This is a genomic window from Nocardiopsis sp. TRM 82005 (assembly GCF_056312425.1).
In genome coordinates this window covers 88,155-103,611 of the sequence record NZ_JBWDTQ010000023.1, presented here as the reverse complement: position 1 = coordinate 103,611, position 15,457 = coordinate 88,155, and the positions used below count along the sequence as shown (strand labels likewise).

Annotated in this window: 15 protein-coding genes; 7 read left to right on the top strand and 8 right to left on the bottom strand. The window is 70.3% G+C overall.

The window, feature by feature from the left end:
- The first annotated feature begins 235 nt into the window (after positions 1–235).
- Entirely contained in the window at positions 236–427 is a 192-nt protein-coding gene (locus AC0T5L_RS18955) for a ferredoxin (RefSeq protein ID WP_476166779.1), read from the top strand.
- On the opposite strand, the gene AC0T5L_RS18950 is transcribed toward AC0T5L_RS18955, so the two are convergent.
- Positions 411–1,679, bottom strand: a complete 1,269-nt coding sequence (locus tag AC0T5L_RS18950; RefSeq protein WP_476166778.1) for an NAD(P)/FAD-dependent oxidoreductase — start codon at positions 1,677–1,679, stop codon at positions 411–413. The two genes, AC0T5L_RS18955 and AC0T5L_RS18950, sit on opposite strands and share 17 nt — an antisense overlap.
- 44 nt (positions 1,680–1,723) lie before the next feature.
- Positions 1,724–2,686 (bottom strand): asparaginase, encoded by a 963-nt coding sequence (locus tag AC0T5L_RS18945; RefSeq protein WP_476166777.1) that lies wholly within the window; start codon positions 2,684–2,686, stop codon positions 1,724–1,726.
- A gap of 266 nt (positions 2,687–2,952) precedes the next feature.
- Between AC0T5L_RS18945 and AC0T5L_RS18940 the strand changes: the two genes are divergently transcribed.
- Positions 2,953–3,861: a 3'-5' exonuclease gene (locus tag AC0T5L_RS18940; RefSeq protein ID WP_476166776.1), complete on the top strand. Its 909-nt coding sequence runs from the start codon at positions 2,953–2,955 to the stop codon at positions 3,859–3,861.
- Between the two features lie 31 nt (positions 3,862–3,892).
- Here the strand turns inward: AC0T5L_RS18940 and AC0T5L_RS18935 are convergent, their stop codons facing one another.
- From AC0T5L_RS18935 to AC0T5L_RS18925, 3 genes are all read right to left on the bottom strand, one after another.
- Positions 3,893–4,153 (bottom strand): hypothetical protein, encoded by a 261-nt coding sequence (locus AC0T5L_RS18935; RefSeq protein ID WP_476166775.1) that lies wholly within the window; start codon positions 4,151–4,153, stop codon positions 3,893–3,895.
- A 153-nt stretch (positions 4,154–4,306) separates the two neighbouring features.
- Positions 4,307–4,966 (bottom strand): TetR/AcrR family transcriptional regulator, encoded by a 660-nt coding sequence (locus AC0T5L_RS18930; RefSeq protein WP_476166774.1) that lies wholly within the window; start codon positions 4,964–4,966, stop codon positions 4,307–4,309.
- Positions 4,967–5,110: 144 nt separating this feature from the next.
- Entirely contained in the window at positions 5,111–5,800 is a 690-nt protein-coding gene (locus AC0T5L_RS18925; protein ID WP_476166773.1) for a biliverdin-producing heme oxygenase, read from the bottom strand.
- 524 nt (positions 5,801–6,324) lie between these two features.
- Here AC0T5L_RS18925 and AC0T5L_RS18920 point away from each other — a divergent pair.
- From AC0T5L_RS18920 to AC0T5L_RS18900, 5 genes are all read left to right on the top strand, one after another.
- Positions 6,325–7,590, top strand: a complete 1,266-nt coding sequence (locus AC0T5L_RS18920; RefSeq protein ID WP_476166772.1) for a PP2C family protein-serine/threonine phosphatase — start codon at positions 6,325–6,327, stop codon at positions 7,588–7,590.
- Between the two features lie 23 nt (positions 7,591–7,613).
- Positions 7,614–9,536: a sensor histidine kinase gene (locus AC0T5L_RS18915; protein ID WP_476166825.1), complete on the top strand. Its 1,923-nt coding sequence runs from the start codon at positions 7,614–7,616 to the stop codon at positions 9,534–9,536.
- Positions 9,537–9,563: 27 nt separating this feature from the next.
- A complete protein-coding gene (locus AC0T5L_RS18910; protein ID WP_476166824.1) occupies positions 9,564–9,998 on the top strand; it encodes a response regulator in 435 nt (144 codons plus the stop codon).
- 70 nt (positions 9,999–10,068) lie between these two features.
- Positions 10,069–10,596, top strand: coding sequence for a low molecular weight protein-tyrosine-phosphatase (locus AC0T5L_RS18905; protein ID WP_476166771.1), 528 nt, complete (start codon positions 10,069–10,071; stop codon positions 10,594–10,596).
- Positions 10,597–10,601: 5 nt separating this feature from the next.
- Entirely contained in the window at positions 10,602–11,549 is a 948-nt protein-coding gene (locus AC0T5L_RS18900; RefSeq protein WP_476166770.1) for a fructosamine kinase family protein, read from the top strand.
- Positions 11,550–11,590: 41 nt separating this feature from the next.
- On the opposite strand, the gene AC0T5L_RS18895 is transcribed toward AC0T5L_RS18900, so the two are convergent.
- From AC0T5L_RS18895 to AC0T5L_RS18885, 3 genes are all read right to left on the bottom strand, one after another.
- The gene (locus AC0T5L_RS18895) at positions 11,591–12,568 is read right to left on the bottom strand and encodes a carbohydrate ABC transporter permease (protein WP_476166769.1); all 978 of its coding nucleotides are present in this window, start codon (positions 12,566–12,568) and stop codon (positions 11,591–11,593) included.
- A complete protein-coding gene (locus AC0T5L_RS18890; protein ID WP_476166768.1) occupies positions 12,565–13,542 on the bottom strand; it encodes a carbohydrate ABC transporter permease in 978 nt (325 codons plus the stop codon). Before AC0T5L_RS18890 ends, AC0T5L_RS18895 begins: the two co-directional genes overlap by 4 nt.
- 223 nt (positions 13,543–13,765) lie before the next feature.
- Positions 13,766–15,127: an ABC transporter substrate-binding protein gene (locus AC0T5L_RS18885; RefSeq protein ID WP_476166767.1), complete on the bottom strand. Its 1,362-nt coding sequence runs from the start codon at positions 15,125–15,127 to the stop codon at positions 13,766–13,768.
- Positions 15,128–15,457 lie beyond the last annotated feature (330 nt).

Sequence of the window (15,457 nt, the reverse complement as noted above, 5' to 3'; positions counted from 1 at the left end):
CCTTCCGGTCCCGCGGCGGTCTCGTTCTCGCTCACCTCACGCACCTTTCCCAGACGGCTCCGGATGGTCCGTCGCCGTCAGGGAGTAGGACAGCGCGCGAATGCCGATGGTTCACATGATGCCCGGTTTGCTATTGAGTGCGAAGTTTCGGAACGAGTGAAGAATTCCCTGTGCCGCGGGGCTTCCGGCTAGGGTCGTTTCGACACACAGCCTTCCACGCGAGGAGCGAACGATCATGCGAGTGCGGGTCGACTACGACCAGTGTGAGAGCAACGCCCTGTGTATGGCCGCGGCTCCGGAGGTGTTCGAGGTCCGCGACGACGACTTCCTCTACCTGCTGACCGAGGAGCCCGCCGCCGAATCCCGCGACCGCGTCCGCCAGGCCGAGCGCATGTGCCCCAAACAGGCCATCACCGTGCTGGAGTAGCCCCCGAGGCATCCAGAGCCTCGTCCCACGTCGTCGGCTTCTCCAGCAGTCCCCGGTAGCGCATCGTCCGCGGCGTGGAGCGCAGCCCCAGCACGCCGGTGAGCATCCCGCCCCGGCCGAGGAAGGCCACGAACTTTCGGTCCTCCGGGGAACCGTGTACGAAAGCGACCTGATCGGCCGGGGCGCCCTGTCCCAGCAGCTGGACCTTCAGCTTGTATTGGTCCGACCAGAAGTAGGGCACCGGGGTGAAGGGTGTACGCCCGCTGCCCGCGAGCAGGTTGCGTGCGGCGGCCTCGCCCTGTTCCCCCGCGTTGGTCCAGTGCTCCAGCCGGATCCGCCCGCCGTAGCGCGGGTGCGGCCAGTTCGCCAGGTCGCCGACCGCGTACACGTTGGGGACCGACGTCGCGGAGTACTCGTCGCACGCCACCGATCCGTCCGCCAGCAGTTCCACCCCGGACCCGTGCAGCCACTCGGTGTTCAGGTGCACGCCGATCCCGGCGACCACCAGGGAGGCCTCCACGGCGGAGCCGTCGGCCAGGCGGACCCGCTCCACCCGGCCCCGGCCCTCGAAACCGGCCACGCCCACACCCAGGCGCACGTCCACGCCGTTCTCCCGGTGCAGCTCCGTCAGGACCCCGCCGATCCGCGGGTCCACCACCCGGGTCAGCGGTGTCGTGGCCGCCTCCACGAGCGTCACGTCCATGCCCACCGCGCGGGCGCTGGCCGCCACCTCGGCGCCGACGAACCCGGCCCCGACCACCACCAGGTGCCCGCCGGCGTCGAACTCCGACCGCACCGCCTCCGCGTCGTCCAGCGTGCGCAGGACGTGTACGCCCGTCAGGTCGGTGTCGGGGCGGCGCGCCCGCGCGCCCGTGGCGATCACCAGACCGTCGTAGCGCGCCGTCCCGGTGCCGCCGCCGGGACCGGACAGGTTCACCTCGCGGGCGGCGGTGTCCAGACCCACGGCCCGGCTGCTCGGCCGAAAGTCCAGTTCGAGCTCGTCGACGGCCTCCTCCTCGCGCAGCCGCAGCGCCCTGTGGCCCACCAGCCAGCCGGGGCCGCCGCCCGCGGGATCCATGCCCACACCGGTCAGGACCTCCTTGGACAGCGGCGGTCGCGAGTAGGGGCGGTGCGCCTCCTCACCGACGAGCGTCAGCCGCCCGTCGAACCCGCGCTCGCGCAGCGCCTCGGCGGTGTGCAACCCCGCCATTCCAGCGCCGACGATGACGATGTCGTTCAGGGTGTCCCGCACTGTGGTGTCCCTTTCCGGTGGTGATCCCTCGAAGGAGGGCCTTGTCAGAGTGGGCGGACCTCGCCGACGGGGGCGCCACCTCCGTGGACGTCGACGCGCAACCGATCCTGGACGGGGGATACGTCCGCGCCGAGAGTCCGCAGCGCGTCGAGTGCCACCAGGGTACGCGCGCGCTGTTCCGCGTCTCCGTCGCTGATCTTGACGGCGACGGTCTCGCCGGTGGCGGCGCTGAGCACCAGGACGCCGTCGGCTCCGACCTTGGAGACCATGCCGGGCATCCGCGTCATGAGGTCGGTGTCGATGCGGTCGGTGCCGGCCACGTACAGCGGGTGGGAGCTCATCGCGTCGATGATCGCGCGTTCCGGGCCGTTCTCGGGCGCGGTGCGCATCCGCCACAGGCCCCGGGCCAGCCCGACCAGGGAGACGGCCAGCTGAGGCGCCCCGCAGCCGTCCACGGCGGTGCACGCGACCTGCTCGTCGCACAGTTCCTCGGTGGTCTCGCGAACGAGGACCTGGAAGGGGTGCTCAGGGTCGAGGTAGTCCTCGGTGCTCCAACCCCGGGCGACGCAGGCGGAGAGCATGCCCGCGTGCTTGCCGGAGCAGTTCATCAGCACGCGCTCGGGCTCGCGTCCGGCGCGGATGAACTCGTTCCGGGCCTTCTTGCCGCCGGGGACGTCCGGCGGGCAGCGCAGGTCCTCGGCGGTGAGCCCGGCGGCGGTGAGGATGCGCTCGGCCTCGGCGGCGTGGAGGTCCTCGCCGCTGTGGCTGCCCGCGGCGATGGCCAGGGAGGAACCCTCCAGGGGAGCGCCCGCGCGCAGCATCGCCAGTGCCTGGAACGGCTTGGCGGAGGAACGCGGGAACATGGGCTGGTGCACGGGGCCGCGCGCGTAGGAGATCCGGCCGGTCGGGGACAGCCCGACGACCGAGCCGTAGTGGACGCTCTCGAGCATCCCGGAGCGGGTGACCCCTGCCAGGGGGACGTACTCGGGCAGCGGGCTCTGGGGCATGCGGGCTCTCCTCGCCGTTGAGGCCGGGTCAGGGCGTTTGTGGCGTGTCCTCTTTCGGGTGGACACGCCTAAGAACGTTACATAATCCACCTTTCTTCCGGTCACTTGTGGCCCTGGAGCGCGTGGAGCCGCCGGTAACAGCGAGGATCGTCCGGGGCGGCAAGGGTGCGCGCGGGGTTCGGTGTCGGACGCGGGGAGTAGGGTCGTTGCCGGTACACGCCAGGAGAAACGACTGGCCAAGGCAGGACGAGGGAGTGGGGCACACGATGGGAACGCTGCGGACGGGCGCGCTGACCCGGCGCAGGGTCGGCATGCGGGCGGCGGACCTGGAGTACGCGGTGCTCGACATGGAAACCACCGGCCTCGAACCGCGTGAGGGCGCGCGCATCGTGGAGATCGCGGTGGTGCGCATGCGCGGCGACGGCAAGCTGGTCGAGGAGTTCAGCACACTGGTCGATCCGCGCGCGCCGGTGGGCGGCAGGGAGTTCCACGGGATCGCCGAGAGCGACACCGTCGGTGCTCCGACCGTCGCCCAGGTGGTGCCCAGGCTGACGAGGCTGCTGTCCGGCGCGGTCGTGGTCAGCCACAACCTCGACTTCGAACAGCGTTTCCTGGCCTCGGAGCTGGTGCCCGCGGGGCTGCCGGCGGGGCAGTCCGGGCTGTGTACGCTGCGTGCGCTGCGTTCGCAGGTGAACCTGGACCGGTACTCGCTGCCCAAGGCCTCCTTCCAGCTCAGCGGGGACTGGCCGACCGGACAGCACACGGCGTTGGGCGACGCCCGCGCCTGCGCCAAGCTGCTCGCGGAGATGCTCACCAACGCCCCGGGCGAGCTGCGCTACAGCGGTCCCTCCCCGAGGGGTTTCGCGGCGGCGAGGCCGGCCCTCGACGCGACGGGTACACCGGTCCGGTGGAAGCCGCGCACGGCGTCGGTGCCCGGAGGACTGAAGCCGCTGAGCCCCTGGCGGGCGCGGTGGCGGCCCCACGAGCTGAACCCGCTGTTGTGCGGCGGGGCCTTCGGATCCACGGACCGGGCGATCGCCGAGACGGCCGCGCACCGCGACACCCGTTTCCGGGAGAGGCTGGCCACGGCCGCCGCCGTGACGGGCGGGATCGCGGCCACGGCCGCGGGCAGGCTGCTGGTGCATCTGGCGGGCGGTCGTGGTGACGGGGTCTGAACGGCCGGGCCTCGCTTGGCGACCGGCCTGTTCAGAGACCGGACAGGGTAAGGAAGAACGCCACGATCAGGACACTGCCGCCGATCGTGGTGAGCAGTGCCTTCCCCGGCTCGGTGAGCTGTGCCGACACCAGGCGCACGCGTCGGGGGGACCGGGGGCGCCGCGCGGTGGTCACGGAGCCGCCGCGGCCGGGATGGGACGCCCGTGGCCGCCCGGGCACGTAGCGGGGCACCTTGTTGAACAGGGCGAGCGACACCAGGACGGCGCCGAGGATGATCAGCACGAGGGACACGTCGGAGAGGGCCTCACACTCGGTCGAATGGGTTGACCGCCCCGAGGGTGGGCGGGGCACCGATTCTTGCCGATGTCACCGTACCGTTGCGACTTGATATCGCCTGGTCAAAGCTGTGGTGCGGGTTTATGGCCAGCCCTTATGACCCCGTGTTCAGGATCCTCGACCGCGGGTGGCGGTGCTCGTGGTTTTGGGGAGGATGGTGTCGACGGTTTCGGTCGCCACCCCGAGGGCGCGGAGCACGAATCGGGTGACCAGTGCGTGGGTCTCGTCCAGATCGGTCTCGCCGCTGACGAGCGGCAGGCGCTGGGAACCGACCATCGACAGGGTGAGCCGGGCGGTGGGATCGGCGGGCAGGGGGTCGAACTCCCCCGCGGCGACGCCCTTCTCCAGGATCTCGGTCAGCAGGCGCTGCATGGGTGCCACGTGGTCGGCGAGCGCCTGGTAGGCGTCCGGGCCGAGGCTGGCCCCGAGTTCGGCGGCGGGCGGGTGCGGGTGCGCCATGATGCCCTCCAGTTGGAGGCGGACGAACGCTGAGAGCCGCCGTGCCGCCGACACCCCCAGGGGCAGTTCGCGCCGGTACCGCTCGACGAACGCGCTGTTGACCTGCTCGGTGAAGGCCAGGAGCAGTGCGGGCTTGTCCGGGAAGTAGTTGTACAGCGCGGTGCGGGTCAGCCCCGCGGAGTTGGCCACGTCGGTCATGGAGACGCGGTCGATCCCCTGGGTCCGGATCAGCTCTTCGACGGCCTCCATGATGCGCTCCCGTGTGCGGGCACGGTGGGCTGCGATGGTCGGCGCCGTGATCTTGGGCATTCTCCTATGGTGTCACGGCGAAGGAACGTTCCGGCCTGGTTTCTGAGGGGCGCCCGAACAACGGGAGCCGCGCCGCGGGTGTCCGTTGAGGGCGGTGGAGGGGCTGGGCGGGCGGAGCCCCGGACAAGCACTGCGAACCTGCCCTCAGGCGGCGTCGGGCACGTACATTCGTCCCAGGTCGGCGAAGACCTCGGTGTTGAGCTGGTAGGCCAGCCGGGTCTCGGCCACCAGGCGGGCCGCTGCGGCCTCGTCCAGGTCCAGGGAGTCGAGCCGCTCCCGGTACCCGGCACGGAACCGGGGCAGGCTGCCCAGCTCGCCGAAGACGTAGAAGGCGACACCGGCCTCGTCGGTGAGTCCGTAGGCACGGGCCGCCGCGCGGCGGATGAACTGGCCGCCGGACACGTCGCCCATGTAGCGGGTGTAGTGGTGGGCGACGAACCCCTCGGGGCGGTCGGCCATCTGCTCGATGCGCGCCGCGTAGGTGCGGCTGGCCGGGGTGGGGGAGATCCTCTCGTGCCAGTCTGCGCCGAGCAGGTGCTCCAGGTCGCGGGCCAGGGCGGGGACCCGCTCCAGCTCCGGGCGGAGGAATCCGCCGGCGACGGAGTCGCTCGCCAGCCGCCTGCCGGTCTCCTCCAGCGCGGCGTAGGCGAAGTAGTGCTGGGCGACCATCCCGGTGTACCCGGCCAGGGAGAGCGTGCCCTCCAGGAGGGCATGAACGAAACCGTGGTCCTCGGCGGCCTGGTGGTCGCCCCGGGTCGCGGCCCTGAGCCGCTCGGAGAACGACCCGGGCGGACCCGAGGCGGCTGTCACGGGGGCCTCGGCCGCTGCGCTCATCGGTGCTGTCCGCCTTCCGCGTCGGAAGTTTATGACATCATGTCATTTAGACGGCCGCCGCTGTCAAGGTGTATATGACGCCCTGTCGCGAAAACTGCCTCCGTGTGCCCGCGGCCGGATTCTGGGACACGCCCGCGTGGATTCCGGGGGTGCCGTGCGGGGTCTTCAGGTAAGCTCCGCTTGCTTTCGCAAGTGCCCCCCGTCACACTTCGCATGTGCTTCTGCATGCGCATATGCCCGTTCCGTTCAGGTACGGGGAACCCTTCCGCGCCCCCGACCCCGGCGGGAGACAGGCCCTCACACAGGCGGAACGGAAAAACGGTTCCATCCGCCGGGGTTGGATGTGTCTCGTCACGGCCGCTGGTCAACAGGTCGTCGAGGCGATTATCGTTTGGGTGTCGTGCGGCCCGAGCCGCCGGGAGGAGCCCCGGGTGTCCCCGGGGCCGACGCGGCGCGACAGCGCACCCGACGGACCGGCAGACCAAGGGCGATGAGTGGATACCAGGAGAACAAGGCACGATCCCGTGACGGTGATCGGCGAGGAAGCGGCGCAGAGCGCTTCCGCCAACGGTGCTGCCTCGTACGGCAGCGCCCCCCTGGGCGACGACACTGTTCTGAACGACCGCGTGGAGGCTGCCGTCGAATCGGTTGACGTCCTGCTGATCGAAGACGACCCCGGGGATGCCTTCCTCGCTGAGGAACTACTCGACGAGACGGCCCTGACCACGCGCATCACCTGGGTCCCCACCCTCGGAGAGGCACGCGAGCACCTCGATGAGTTCCGCGGCTGCGTGCTGCTCGACCTCAGTCTCCCCGACGCCCATGGACTGGACCTGCTCCGCGAGGTCCTGGCCAGCGCGCCCGGCGCGGCCGTCGTCGTCCTCACCGGACTCGACGACGAGCACGAGGGCATCGCCGCCGTGTCCGCTGGCGCGCAGGACTACCTCGTCAAGGGCCAGGTCGACGGCTCCCTGCTCGGACGCAGCCTGCGCTACTCCCTCGAGCGGCGCCGAGCCGACGAGAACGCCCGCCAACTCCGCGAGGCCCGCCTGCGCGCACGCGAGAACATGCGCCTCGAACGCGGACTGCTGCCCCAGGTCCTCCTCCAGCGCTCGCCCCTGGAGCACCGCGCCTACTACCGCCCCGGCCGCAAACGCGCCCTGGTCGGCGGAGACTTCTACGACGCGGTCGAGAAGGACGGCACCACCCACGTCATCATCGGCGACGTCAGCGGGCACGGCCCCGACGAGGCCGCCCTCGGCGTCAGTCTGCGCATCGCCTGGCGCGCCCTCATCATGGGCGGCGTCGACGAGGAGAAGGTGCTGTCCAGCCTGGAGGGCATCCTGGTCAGCGAACGCGCCCAGGAGGAGATGTACGCGACGCTGTGCATGGCCAGCCTGGACACCGGCGACGACCGGGTCAGGCTCCGCGTGCTGGGACACCCGCCGCCCATGGTCCTGCGCGACGGCGCGGTCGAGGAGACACGGGTCACCCCGCAGCCCCCTCTGGGCGTCTTCCCGGTCGAGCAGTCCGAGACCGACGAGATCGTGCTCCCCGTCGGGGCGACCATCCTCTTCTACACCGACGGCCTCGTGGACGCCTACGACGGCGCCCCGCCCGCGCGCCTGGAGGTCGCGGGTCTGCGCCGCATGGTCACCGGTGTGCTGGGACAGGACGTCTCCCTGTCCCAACTGCCGGCCCGCCTGGTGGACGAGGCCGAGCGCAGCAACGGAGGGCCGCTCCAGGACGACGTGGCGATGCTGCTCATCACCCACGGAGAGCCGGAGTGAGAGAACCCGGAGAGGGGACGGCCATGGAGACCGAGGGATCCGGGCCGGCCCCGGACACCGGCGTGCGCGGCGGCATTTCCATCGGCGGCGCGCACTTCGTCAACGGCACGGGGCGCCGCGGCCGTTCCTTCCGTGAGTCGTGGAGCCTGCGACGGCGCGTCACCAGCCTGCTGACCGTGGTCGCCGTCGTCCTGGTCGCGGCGGTGTCGATCATCACCCTGGCGGCGCTGGACGCCCGCGACTCCCTCAGCCTGCAAGTCGACTCCCTGACCCCCGCCGTGAGCGCCGTCGAGCAGACCAGCTCGGCCTACCTCACCCAGGACCACGCCCTACGCGGCTACATCCTCACCCAGGACCGCGAGTTCCTCCAGCCCTACGTCGAGAGCCAGCTGTCCCTGGCGGACCACCGGGCCTCCCTGGCCCAACTGGCCGAGGAGAACCCCGAGGTGGCCACCAACGTCGACGACATGCTCGCGGCGGGCCGGAAGTGGACCGAGGAGTTCGCCGAGCCCGCCCTGGAACAGGTCAGCAACGGACAGGAGATCTCCCAGGAGGACCTGCGGCGCGGTCGGGTCCTGTTCGTGGAGCTCAGCCGGATCAGCGACAGCACCACCCAGCAGCTGCGCTCCGAGATCAACGAGGCCCGCGAAGGCCTGGCCCTGGCCACCCAGCAGGTCGTCGCCCTGCTGGTTCTGGTCGGCCTGGTCGTGGTGTTCCTGTCGGTGTTCCTGTGGGTGATGCTCCAGCAGTGGGTGCTGCGGCCCCTGGATGAGCTGGCCGGGCACATGCGCCAGGTGTCGGAGGGCTACTACGCGCACCGGATCTCCTTGCACGGACCGCCGGAGATCGTCCGGCTCGGCCATGACGTGGACGCCATGCGCGAGCGCATCGTGCACGATCTGGACGAGGTCGCCTCCGCGCGGCGCAAACTCCAGGAGCAGTCCGCCCTCCTGGAGAACCAGACCGAGGAACTGCGCCGCTCCAACCTGGAGCTGGAGCAGTTCGCCTACGTCGCCTCCCACGACCTTCAGGAGCCGCTGCGCAAGGTGGCGAGCTTCTGCCAGCTGCTCCAGCGCCGTTACCAAGGGCAGCTGGACGAGCGCGCCGATTCCTACATCGACTTCGCGGTCGAGGGCGCCAAGCGCATGCAGACCCTCATCAACGACCTCCTGGCCTTCTCCCGGGTCGGCCGGACCAGGAACTTCGCACCGGTTCCTCTGGACGCCGCCCTGGACGACGCCCTGAGCAGCCTGTCCACCCGCCTGGAGGAGGTGGACGCGGAGGTCACCCGGGACCCGATGCCGACCGTGCAGGGCGACCGCACCCTGCTCACCCAGGTGTTCTTCAACCTGGTGGGCAACGCCGTGAAGTTCCGCGGCGCGGAGGAGCCCCGAGTCCACTTCAGCGTCGAACGGCGCGGGGGCGAGTGGGTGTTCTGCTGCACGGACAACGGGATCGGGATCGAACCGCAGTACGCCGAGCGCATCTTCGTGATCTTCCAGCGGTTGCATACCAGGGACAAGTACACGGGCACGGGCATCGGCCTGGCGATGTGCAAGAAGATCGTGGAGTTCCACGGGGGACGGATCTGGTTGGACACCGACTCGTTGGCCCCCGAGGTGCCCGAGGCCGCCGAGGAGGCGGACTCCGTTCAGACCGGAACCCGCATATGCTGGTCTTTGCCAGTCGACTCCGCCCAGGAGGGGAACACGGTCCCCGAAGAGGGAACCTCCGGAACCGCTCCCAGCGATAACCGAGTCGAAGGCACCGAGGACGCCGAGGCCAACCCCGAGGAATCGGCTCCGACGGCCGCACGACAGTCCATGGGTACGGGTGCCCCGGAGGAGGGCGGCGCCGAGTCCGACGACAGGTCCGGCGGCGTTCGATCCATCCCACCCGACACCGATGGCGGTACGGTTCCCCCCGGCCACGGGGCGGGACCCTGACAGGGGTCTGAAAGCTTGAGCGAGGTCATGTTGGTGCATCCCATCGAGGTGCTGCTGGTCGAGGACGATCCTGGTGACGTCCTGATGACCAAGGAGGCGTTCGAGGAACACAAGTTGGGCAACCGCCTGCACGTGGTCTCCGACGGAGTCGAAGCGCTCCGCTTCCTGCGTCGTGAGGGCGAGTTCGTCGACGCCCCCCGCCCCCATCTGATCCTGCTCGACCTCAACCTGCCCCGCAAGGACGGCCGCGAGGTGCTGGAGGAGGTCAAGAACGACGACGATCTCGCACACATCCCCGTCGTGGTGCTCACCACGTCCGAGGCGGAGGAGGACGTGCTGCGCAGCTACCGCCTGCACGCCAACGCCTACGTGCCCAAGCCTGTGGACTTCGAGCAGTTCATCAGGGTGGTCCGGCAGATAGACGATTTCTTCGTCAGCGTGGTACGCCTGCCCAAGGGATGAGGGCCTGCCCCGCGAACGCGCGGGTGACGGGAGCACGTGGGCGCGGCGGTTTTTCGTTACGGTAAGAGGTATGAGCTTGCCGGAACCGCGTGATCCCGCTGGTCCCTACCGTGTCAGTGTGGTGTGCCTGGGCAACATCTGCCGGTCGCCCATGGCCGCGAAGGTCCTCACCGCCGACCTCGAACGGGCCGGGATGAGTGATCTCGTGGAGGTCGACAGCTCCGGCACGGGCGACTGGCACGTGGGCGGCGGCATGGACCCGCGCGCGGCCTCCACGCTGCGCGTGCACGGATACCTGACCGACCACACCGCCCGCCAGTTCGACCCGGCCGTCCTGGCCACCCGCGACCTCGTCCTGGCCATGGACCTGGACAACGTCGACGAGCTGCGGCGCGCCATCGACGAGCACGGAGACGAGTACGGGTTCGACATGTCGCGGCTGCGCCTCTTCTGTTCCTTCGCGCCCGACAGCGGCCCCAACCCGGAGGTCCCCGACCCCTACTACGGCGGTGACGACGGGTTCACCGCCGTCCTGAACATGGTGGAGGCCGCCGCCAAGGGCCTCACCAGCGAGCTCGTCACCCGGTTGAGGCGGTAGTGCCGGTGGAGGGGGAACCGATCGTGTGCGCGTTCGGAGGCGGGGACGACGGCGACGGATCTCGGGAGAGACGCCGCAGGGACCCTGTCAGCGGCACCATGGCCGAGCGCCTGACCGCCATGCTCGGCCGCGATGTCAGGCGCGCCGCCCGCGCCGGGAGCAGCCACGACTGGGAGATCTCCTACGCCGAGCTCGCCGACGGTACCCGCCTGTTCGTCAAGGCCCTGCCCCGCAACGCCCCGCCGAGCGGGGTGCTCGTCGCCGAGGCGCGGGGCCTGGAGTGGTTGGGACGCGCGTTCGGATCACCCGCCATCGACGTCCTGGCCTGGGACGACCGCATCCTCGTTCTGCCGTGGGTGGAGGAGCACGAACCCACGGCCCGGGCCGCCGAACGGCTCGGACGCCAGATCGCCGGGATGCACATGACCGGCGCCGACCGCTTCGGCGCCGACTGGCCCGGCTACATCGGACCGCTGTCCATGGACAACACCCCCTCCGACGACTGGCCGAGCTTCTACGCCGAGCAGCGGCTGCGCCCCTACCTGCGCCAGGCCCTGGACCAGGGTTCGCTCACCCCCTCAGACGCCCGCGCGGTGGACAAGGTCGTCGACTCGGTGGCGGACCTGGCCGGGGAGCCCGAACCGCCCGCGCGCGTCCACGGGGACCTGTGGAGCGGCAACGTGCTCTGGCAGGAGCAGGACGCGCTGCTGATCGACCCGGCCGCGCACGGCGGGCACCGGGAGGCCGACCTGGCCATGCTGGCCCTGTTCGGCCTGCCCCACCTGGAACGGGTCCGCGACGCCTACAACGAGGTGGCGCCGCTGGCCTCCGGCTGGCGGTCGCGGGTCGCCCTGCACCAGCTGCACCCGCTTTTGGTGCACGTGTGCCTGTTCGGCGCCGCCTACCGGACCACGGCCCTGGAGGCGGCCCGTACCGCCCTGCGCGGCGGTTGACCGGGCCGCCCCGCCCGCGGGGCAGGACCGCGGCGCGTTCCTCAGCCCTTGACGCTGCCTGCCAGCAGACCGCGCACGAAGTAGCGCTGTAGCAGGAAGAACACGATCAGCGGCACGATCATCGACACGAAGGCCCCGGCGGTGAGCCGGTGCCAGGCCTCACCGCGGGTCCCGGCCAGCTCGGCGAGGCGGACGGTCAGCGGCGCGGTGGCGGCGTCGCCGCCGGTGAAGATCAGCGCCACCAGCAGGTCGTTCCACACCCACAGGAACTGGAAGATCCCCAGCGACACCAGCGCCGGGGCGATCAGCGGCAGCACGATCCGCGTGAAGATCCGTCCGTGCCCGGCGCCGTCCACCCGGGCCGCCTCGAACAGCGACCTCGGCAGCTGTGAGACGAAGTTGTGCAGCAGGAAGATGCCCAGCGGCAGCCCGAAGACCGTGTGCGCCACCCACACGTTGGTGAAGGCCATGGCGCCCGACAGCTCCCACGCGGGCAGGATCTGCGCCCCGCCGACCGTCACCCCCTGCGAGAAGAACCGCAGCAGCGGGACCAGCGACATCTGCAACGGGACGATCTGTAGCGCGAAGACGCCCAGGAAGAGCCAGTCCCGGCCGCGGAAGTCGATCCAGGCCAGCGCGTACGACGCGAGCGCGGCCACGCCCAGCACGAACACCGTGGAGGGGAGCGTGATCACGAGGGAGTTGACGAGGTGACTGGCCAGCTGCCCGTCGCTGGCGCTGCCGAACAGCACGTCCCGGTAGTTGTCCAGGGTCACCTCGGGTGAGGCGAAGAACGTCCACCACCCCGTGGTGCGGATCTGCTCGGCGGGCCGGAACGAGGAGACGAGCAGTCCGGCGGTCGGCACCGTCCACAGCACGGCGATCACGAGAGCCGCGAGGCTGGCCGTCGAACCGGTCAGCCGGCGGCGTACCCGACCGGCCGCGCCGCCTCCCCCGGGGCGGCGGGAGGCCTCGCCCGGGGCCTCGGCGACGACGGGGGGCGTCGGAGGGGTCGTCATACCAGCTCCCTTGCCTTGCGGTTGCGGCGGATCTGCACGACCACCAGGGGAATGACCAGGATGAACAGGAACACCGCCAGGGCGGATCCCTGGCCGGTCTGGCCCTGTTGGAACGCCTGGCTGTACATCTCGTTGGCGATCACGCTGGTTCCGTAGTTGCCGCCCGTCATGGTGCGGACGATGTCGAAGACCTTCAGGGTCTGCACCGTGATGGTGATGAGCACGACCAGCAGGGTCGGCCACACCGAGGGCAGGGTGATCCGGGTGAACAGCTGCCAGGGCCCGGCGCCGTCGATGCGGGCGGCCTCGACCAGTTCCGACGGGATCGCCTTGATCGACGCTGACAGCACGACCATCGCGAAACCGGCCTGCACCCAGATCAGCACCAGGATCAACAGGAAGGTGTTGAGCGGTTGGTCGAGCAGCCACAGCCGCGGCTCCCCGCCCAGCCAGACCACGATCTGGTTGAACAGTCCGTACTGCTCCTGGTCGGCGGGGCGGTAGGCGAAGACGAACCGCCAGATGATGCTGGCGCCGACGAACGAGATCGCCATCGGCATGAACACCAGCGACTTGGCGACCGGCTCGAACCGGGACCGGTCGATGAGGACCGCGTAGAGCAGCCCGATGGCGGTGGCCAGGGCGGGGGCGAACAGCACCCACAGCAGGGTGTTGCGCAGGACCAGCAGGATCTCCGGCCGCTGGAACATCCAGACGTAGTTGGCCAGGCCCACGAACTCGTCGCCGGAGCGGTCGTGGAAGGACAGCAGCGTGGTGCGCAGCACCGGGTAGACGAGCCCTCCGACGAGGAGGATCAGGGCTGGTGCGAGGAAGAGGAACGCCTGCCATCGGTCGCGCCGGGTGCGCGGCACATCGATCAGGGCGAGCATCAGGCCGATGACGCCCAGGAAGGCGGCGATCCCGATGAGCATCCACACGATCTTGGGAAGCTCGTACAGGAACGAGTACTCCATGAAGGCCCTTTGTCGGTTCGCGGGGTGGCGCGGGGCCCGGCCGGTCGGGCCCGCGGGGACGGGAGGGTCAGAGCCGTTCAGGCCGGGGCAGGTCGGCCCGGGCCCGCCGGGTGATGCTCACCCGGCGTTCGGCGGCCTCGTCCGGGTGCCGGAGGCGGAAACCTGCGGTACCTCCGGCGCCCGGACACGGGGCCGGGTGGAACGGAGCCCCTGGGAACACCGTTTAGGGCCAGGCCGACTCGACGGTCTCCAGGACGTCCTCGGTGGAGGTACCGGTCAGCCAGTCGATGATGCCTCCCCAGAACACGTCGGTGCCGACGGAGGAGGGCATGGAGTCGCTGGCGTCGAAGTGGAAGACCGTGTTCGGGTCGTTGAGCACCTCGGCGGTGAACTGGTCGGTGGGATCGGCCAGGTTGGCCGGGTCCAGGTCCTGGTGGGCCGAGACCCACGAGCCCAGGGAGGCCCGGGAGTTGGCGAAGTCACCGGAGGACAGGTACTCGTGCATGGCCACGACCTCGGGACGGTCGTCGAATGCCACGGCGAACTCGCCGCCGCCCATGATCGGCACCTCGGCGCCCTCGTCCATCGGGGGCAGGACGAACCCGTAGACGTCGCCGTCCTCGCCGACCTCCACGTCGTCCTCGAACTGGGCGCCGTAGAAGGAGCCCATCAGGTACATGGCGCAGCCGCCGTCGAGCAGCGGAAGACCGGCCTCCTGGAAGGAGGTGACGGCGATGCTCTCCACGCCGCCGAAGGTGCCGTTGACGTAGTCCTCGTTGCGGATGACGCCGTCGGTCAGGTCGAAGGCCTCCTCGACCTCGGGGGCGTCGAAGGGGAGGTCGTGGGAGATCCAGTCGTGGTAGACGTCGGTGCCCGAGGTGCGCAGCAGCGCGTTCTCGACCCAGTCGGTGCCGGGCCAGCCGGTGGCGTCGCCGGACTCGAAGCCCGCGCACCAGGGCTTGGTGCCCGAGTCGGCGATCTCGTCGCTGAGCGAGATCATCTCGTCCCAGGTCTGGGGGACCTCGTAGCCGCTCTCGGAGAAGAAGGTCGGCGAGTACCAGACCATGGACTTCATGTTGGCGCCGAGCGGGGAGCCGTACAGTTCCTCCTCGACGGTGGCGTAGCTCTGCCAGTCCTCGCTCCAGCCCGCATCGACGTTCTCCCGCACGCCGTCGGCCACGGGCACGGCGTGGCCGTCCGCCACGGCGCGTTCGAGCAGTCCGGGCTGGGGGATGAAGGCCAGGTCTGGGGCGTTGCCGCCGTCCAGGCGGATGGGTAGCTGGGCCTCGAACTCGCCGCTGCCCTCGTACTGGACGGTGATGCCGGTGCACGCGGCGAACTCGGACCAGGACTCCTCCAGACGCTCGCCCTCCTCGTCGCGGATGGAGGCGTAGACGTCCACGGTGCCGCCGGTGCCGGCCCACTGCTCGTAGGGCGAGCAGTCCAGGTCGGAGGCGTCGGGGGTGCCGCTGCCGCCTCCCTCCCCGCTGAGGAACCCGCAGCCCGAGGCCGTGAGGAGGACGCTTCCGGCCGCTGCCGCTACGGTCAGGTGTGGGTGGCGCGCCTTGCGGTCTGGTCTCAGCATGGGAGTTCTCCCTCGTGTCCGGATGGTCGACGGGCACCGGGTGATGCCGCCGATTCGGGTCGGTGTGACCCAGGGCATGCCGGAACACGATGGAAGCTGTTCCAGGTGAAAATCTCTACATGATTCGCAATATTTTTCGTAACGATGGCGAAACATCCTGTTCGCCCCCGCAAAGCACTTTCTCAGGAAGGGAAAAACCCGTGCCGGGCCAGCGGCTGCCGTGCCGCGCCGGGCCGGAGTGACCGGCGCGGCACGGCCGGTCCCGACCGAGCTCACCCCTCGCGACGGGGCGGGTCCCACCAGCCGAAGGCGTGGGGCCGCGCCGGGCCT

What these genes read in the sequence shown, in the direction of transcription:
- AC0T5L_RS18955 (WP_476166779.1), top strand. Translation starts at nt 236, where the DNA reads ATGCGAGTGCGGGTCGACTACGACCAGTGTGAGAGCAACGCCCTGTGT.
- AC0T5L_RS18945 (WP_476166777.1), bottom strand. Translation starts at nt 2,686, where the DNA reads ATGCCCCAGAGCCCGCTGCCCGAGTACGTCCCCCTGGCAGGGGTCACC.
- AC0T5L_RS18940 (WP_476166776.1), top strand. Translation starts at nt 2,953, where the DNA reads ATGGGAACGCTGCGGACGGGCGCGCTGACCCGGCGCAGGGTCGGCATG.
- AC0T5L_RS18930 (WP_476166774.1), bottom strand. Translation starts at nt 4,966, where the DNA reads ATGCCCAAGATCACGGCGCCGACCATCGCAGCCCACCGTGCCCGCACA.
- AC0T5L_RS18925 (WP_476166773.1), bottom strand. Translation starts at nt 5,800, where the DNA reads ATGAGCGCAGCGGCCGAGGCCCCCGTGACAGCCGCCTCGGGTCCGCCC.
- AC0T5L_RS18915 (WP_476166825.1), top strand. Translation starts at nt 7,614, where the DNA reads ATGGAGACCGAGGGATCCGGGCCGGCCCCGGACACCGGCGTGCGCGGC.
- AC0T5L_RS18910 (WP_476166824.1), top strand. Translation starts at nt 9,564, where the DNA reads ATGTTGGTGCATCCCATCGAGGTGCTGCTGGTCGAGGACGATCCTGGT.
- AC0T5L_RS18905 (WP_476166771.1), top strand. Translation starts at nt 10,069, where the DNA reads ATGAGCTTGCCGGAACCGCGTGATCCCGCTGGTCCCTACCGTGTCAGT.
- AC0T5L_RS18895 (WP_476166769.1), bottom strand. Translation starts at nt 12,568, where the DNA reads ATGACGACCCCTCCGACGCCCCCCGTCGTCGCCGAGGCCCCGGGCGAG.
- AC0T5L_RS18890 (WP_476166768.1), bottom strand. Translation starts at nt 13,542, where the DNA reads ATGGAGTACTCGTTCCTGTACGAGCTTCCCAAGATCGTGTGGATGCTC.
- AC0T5L_RS18885 (WP_476166767.1), bottom strand. Translation starts at nt 15,127, where the DNA reads ATGCTGAGACCAGACCGCAAGGCGCGCCACCCACACCTGACCGTAGCG.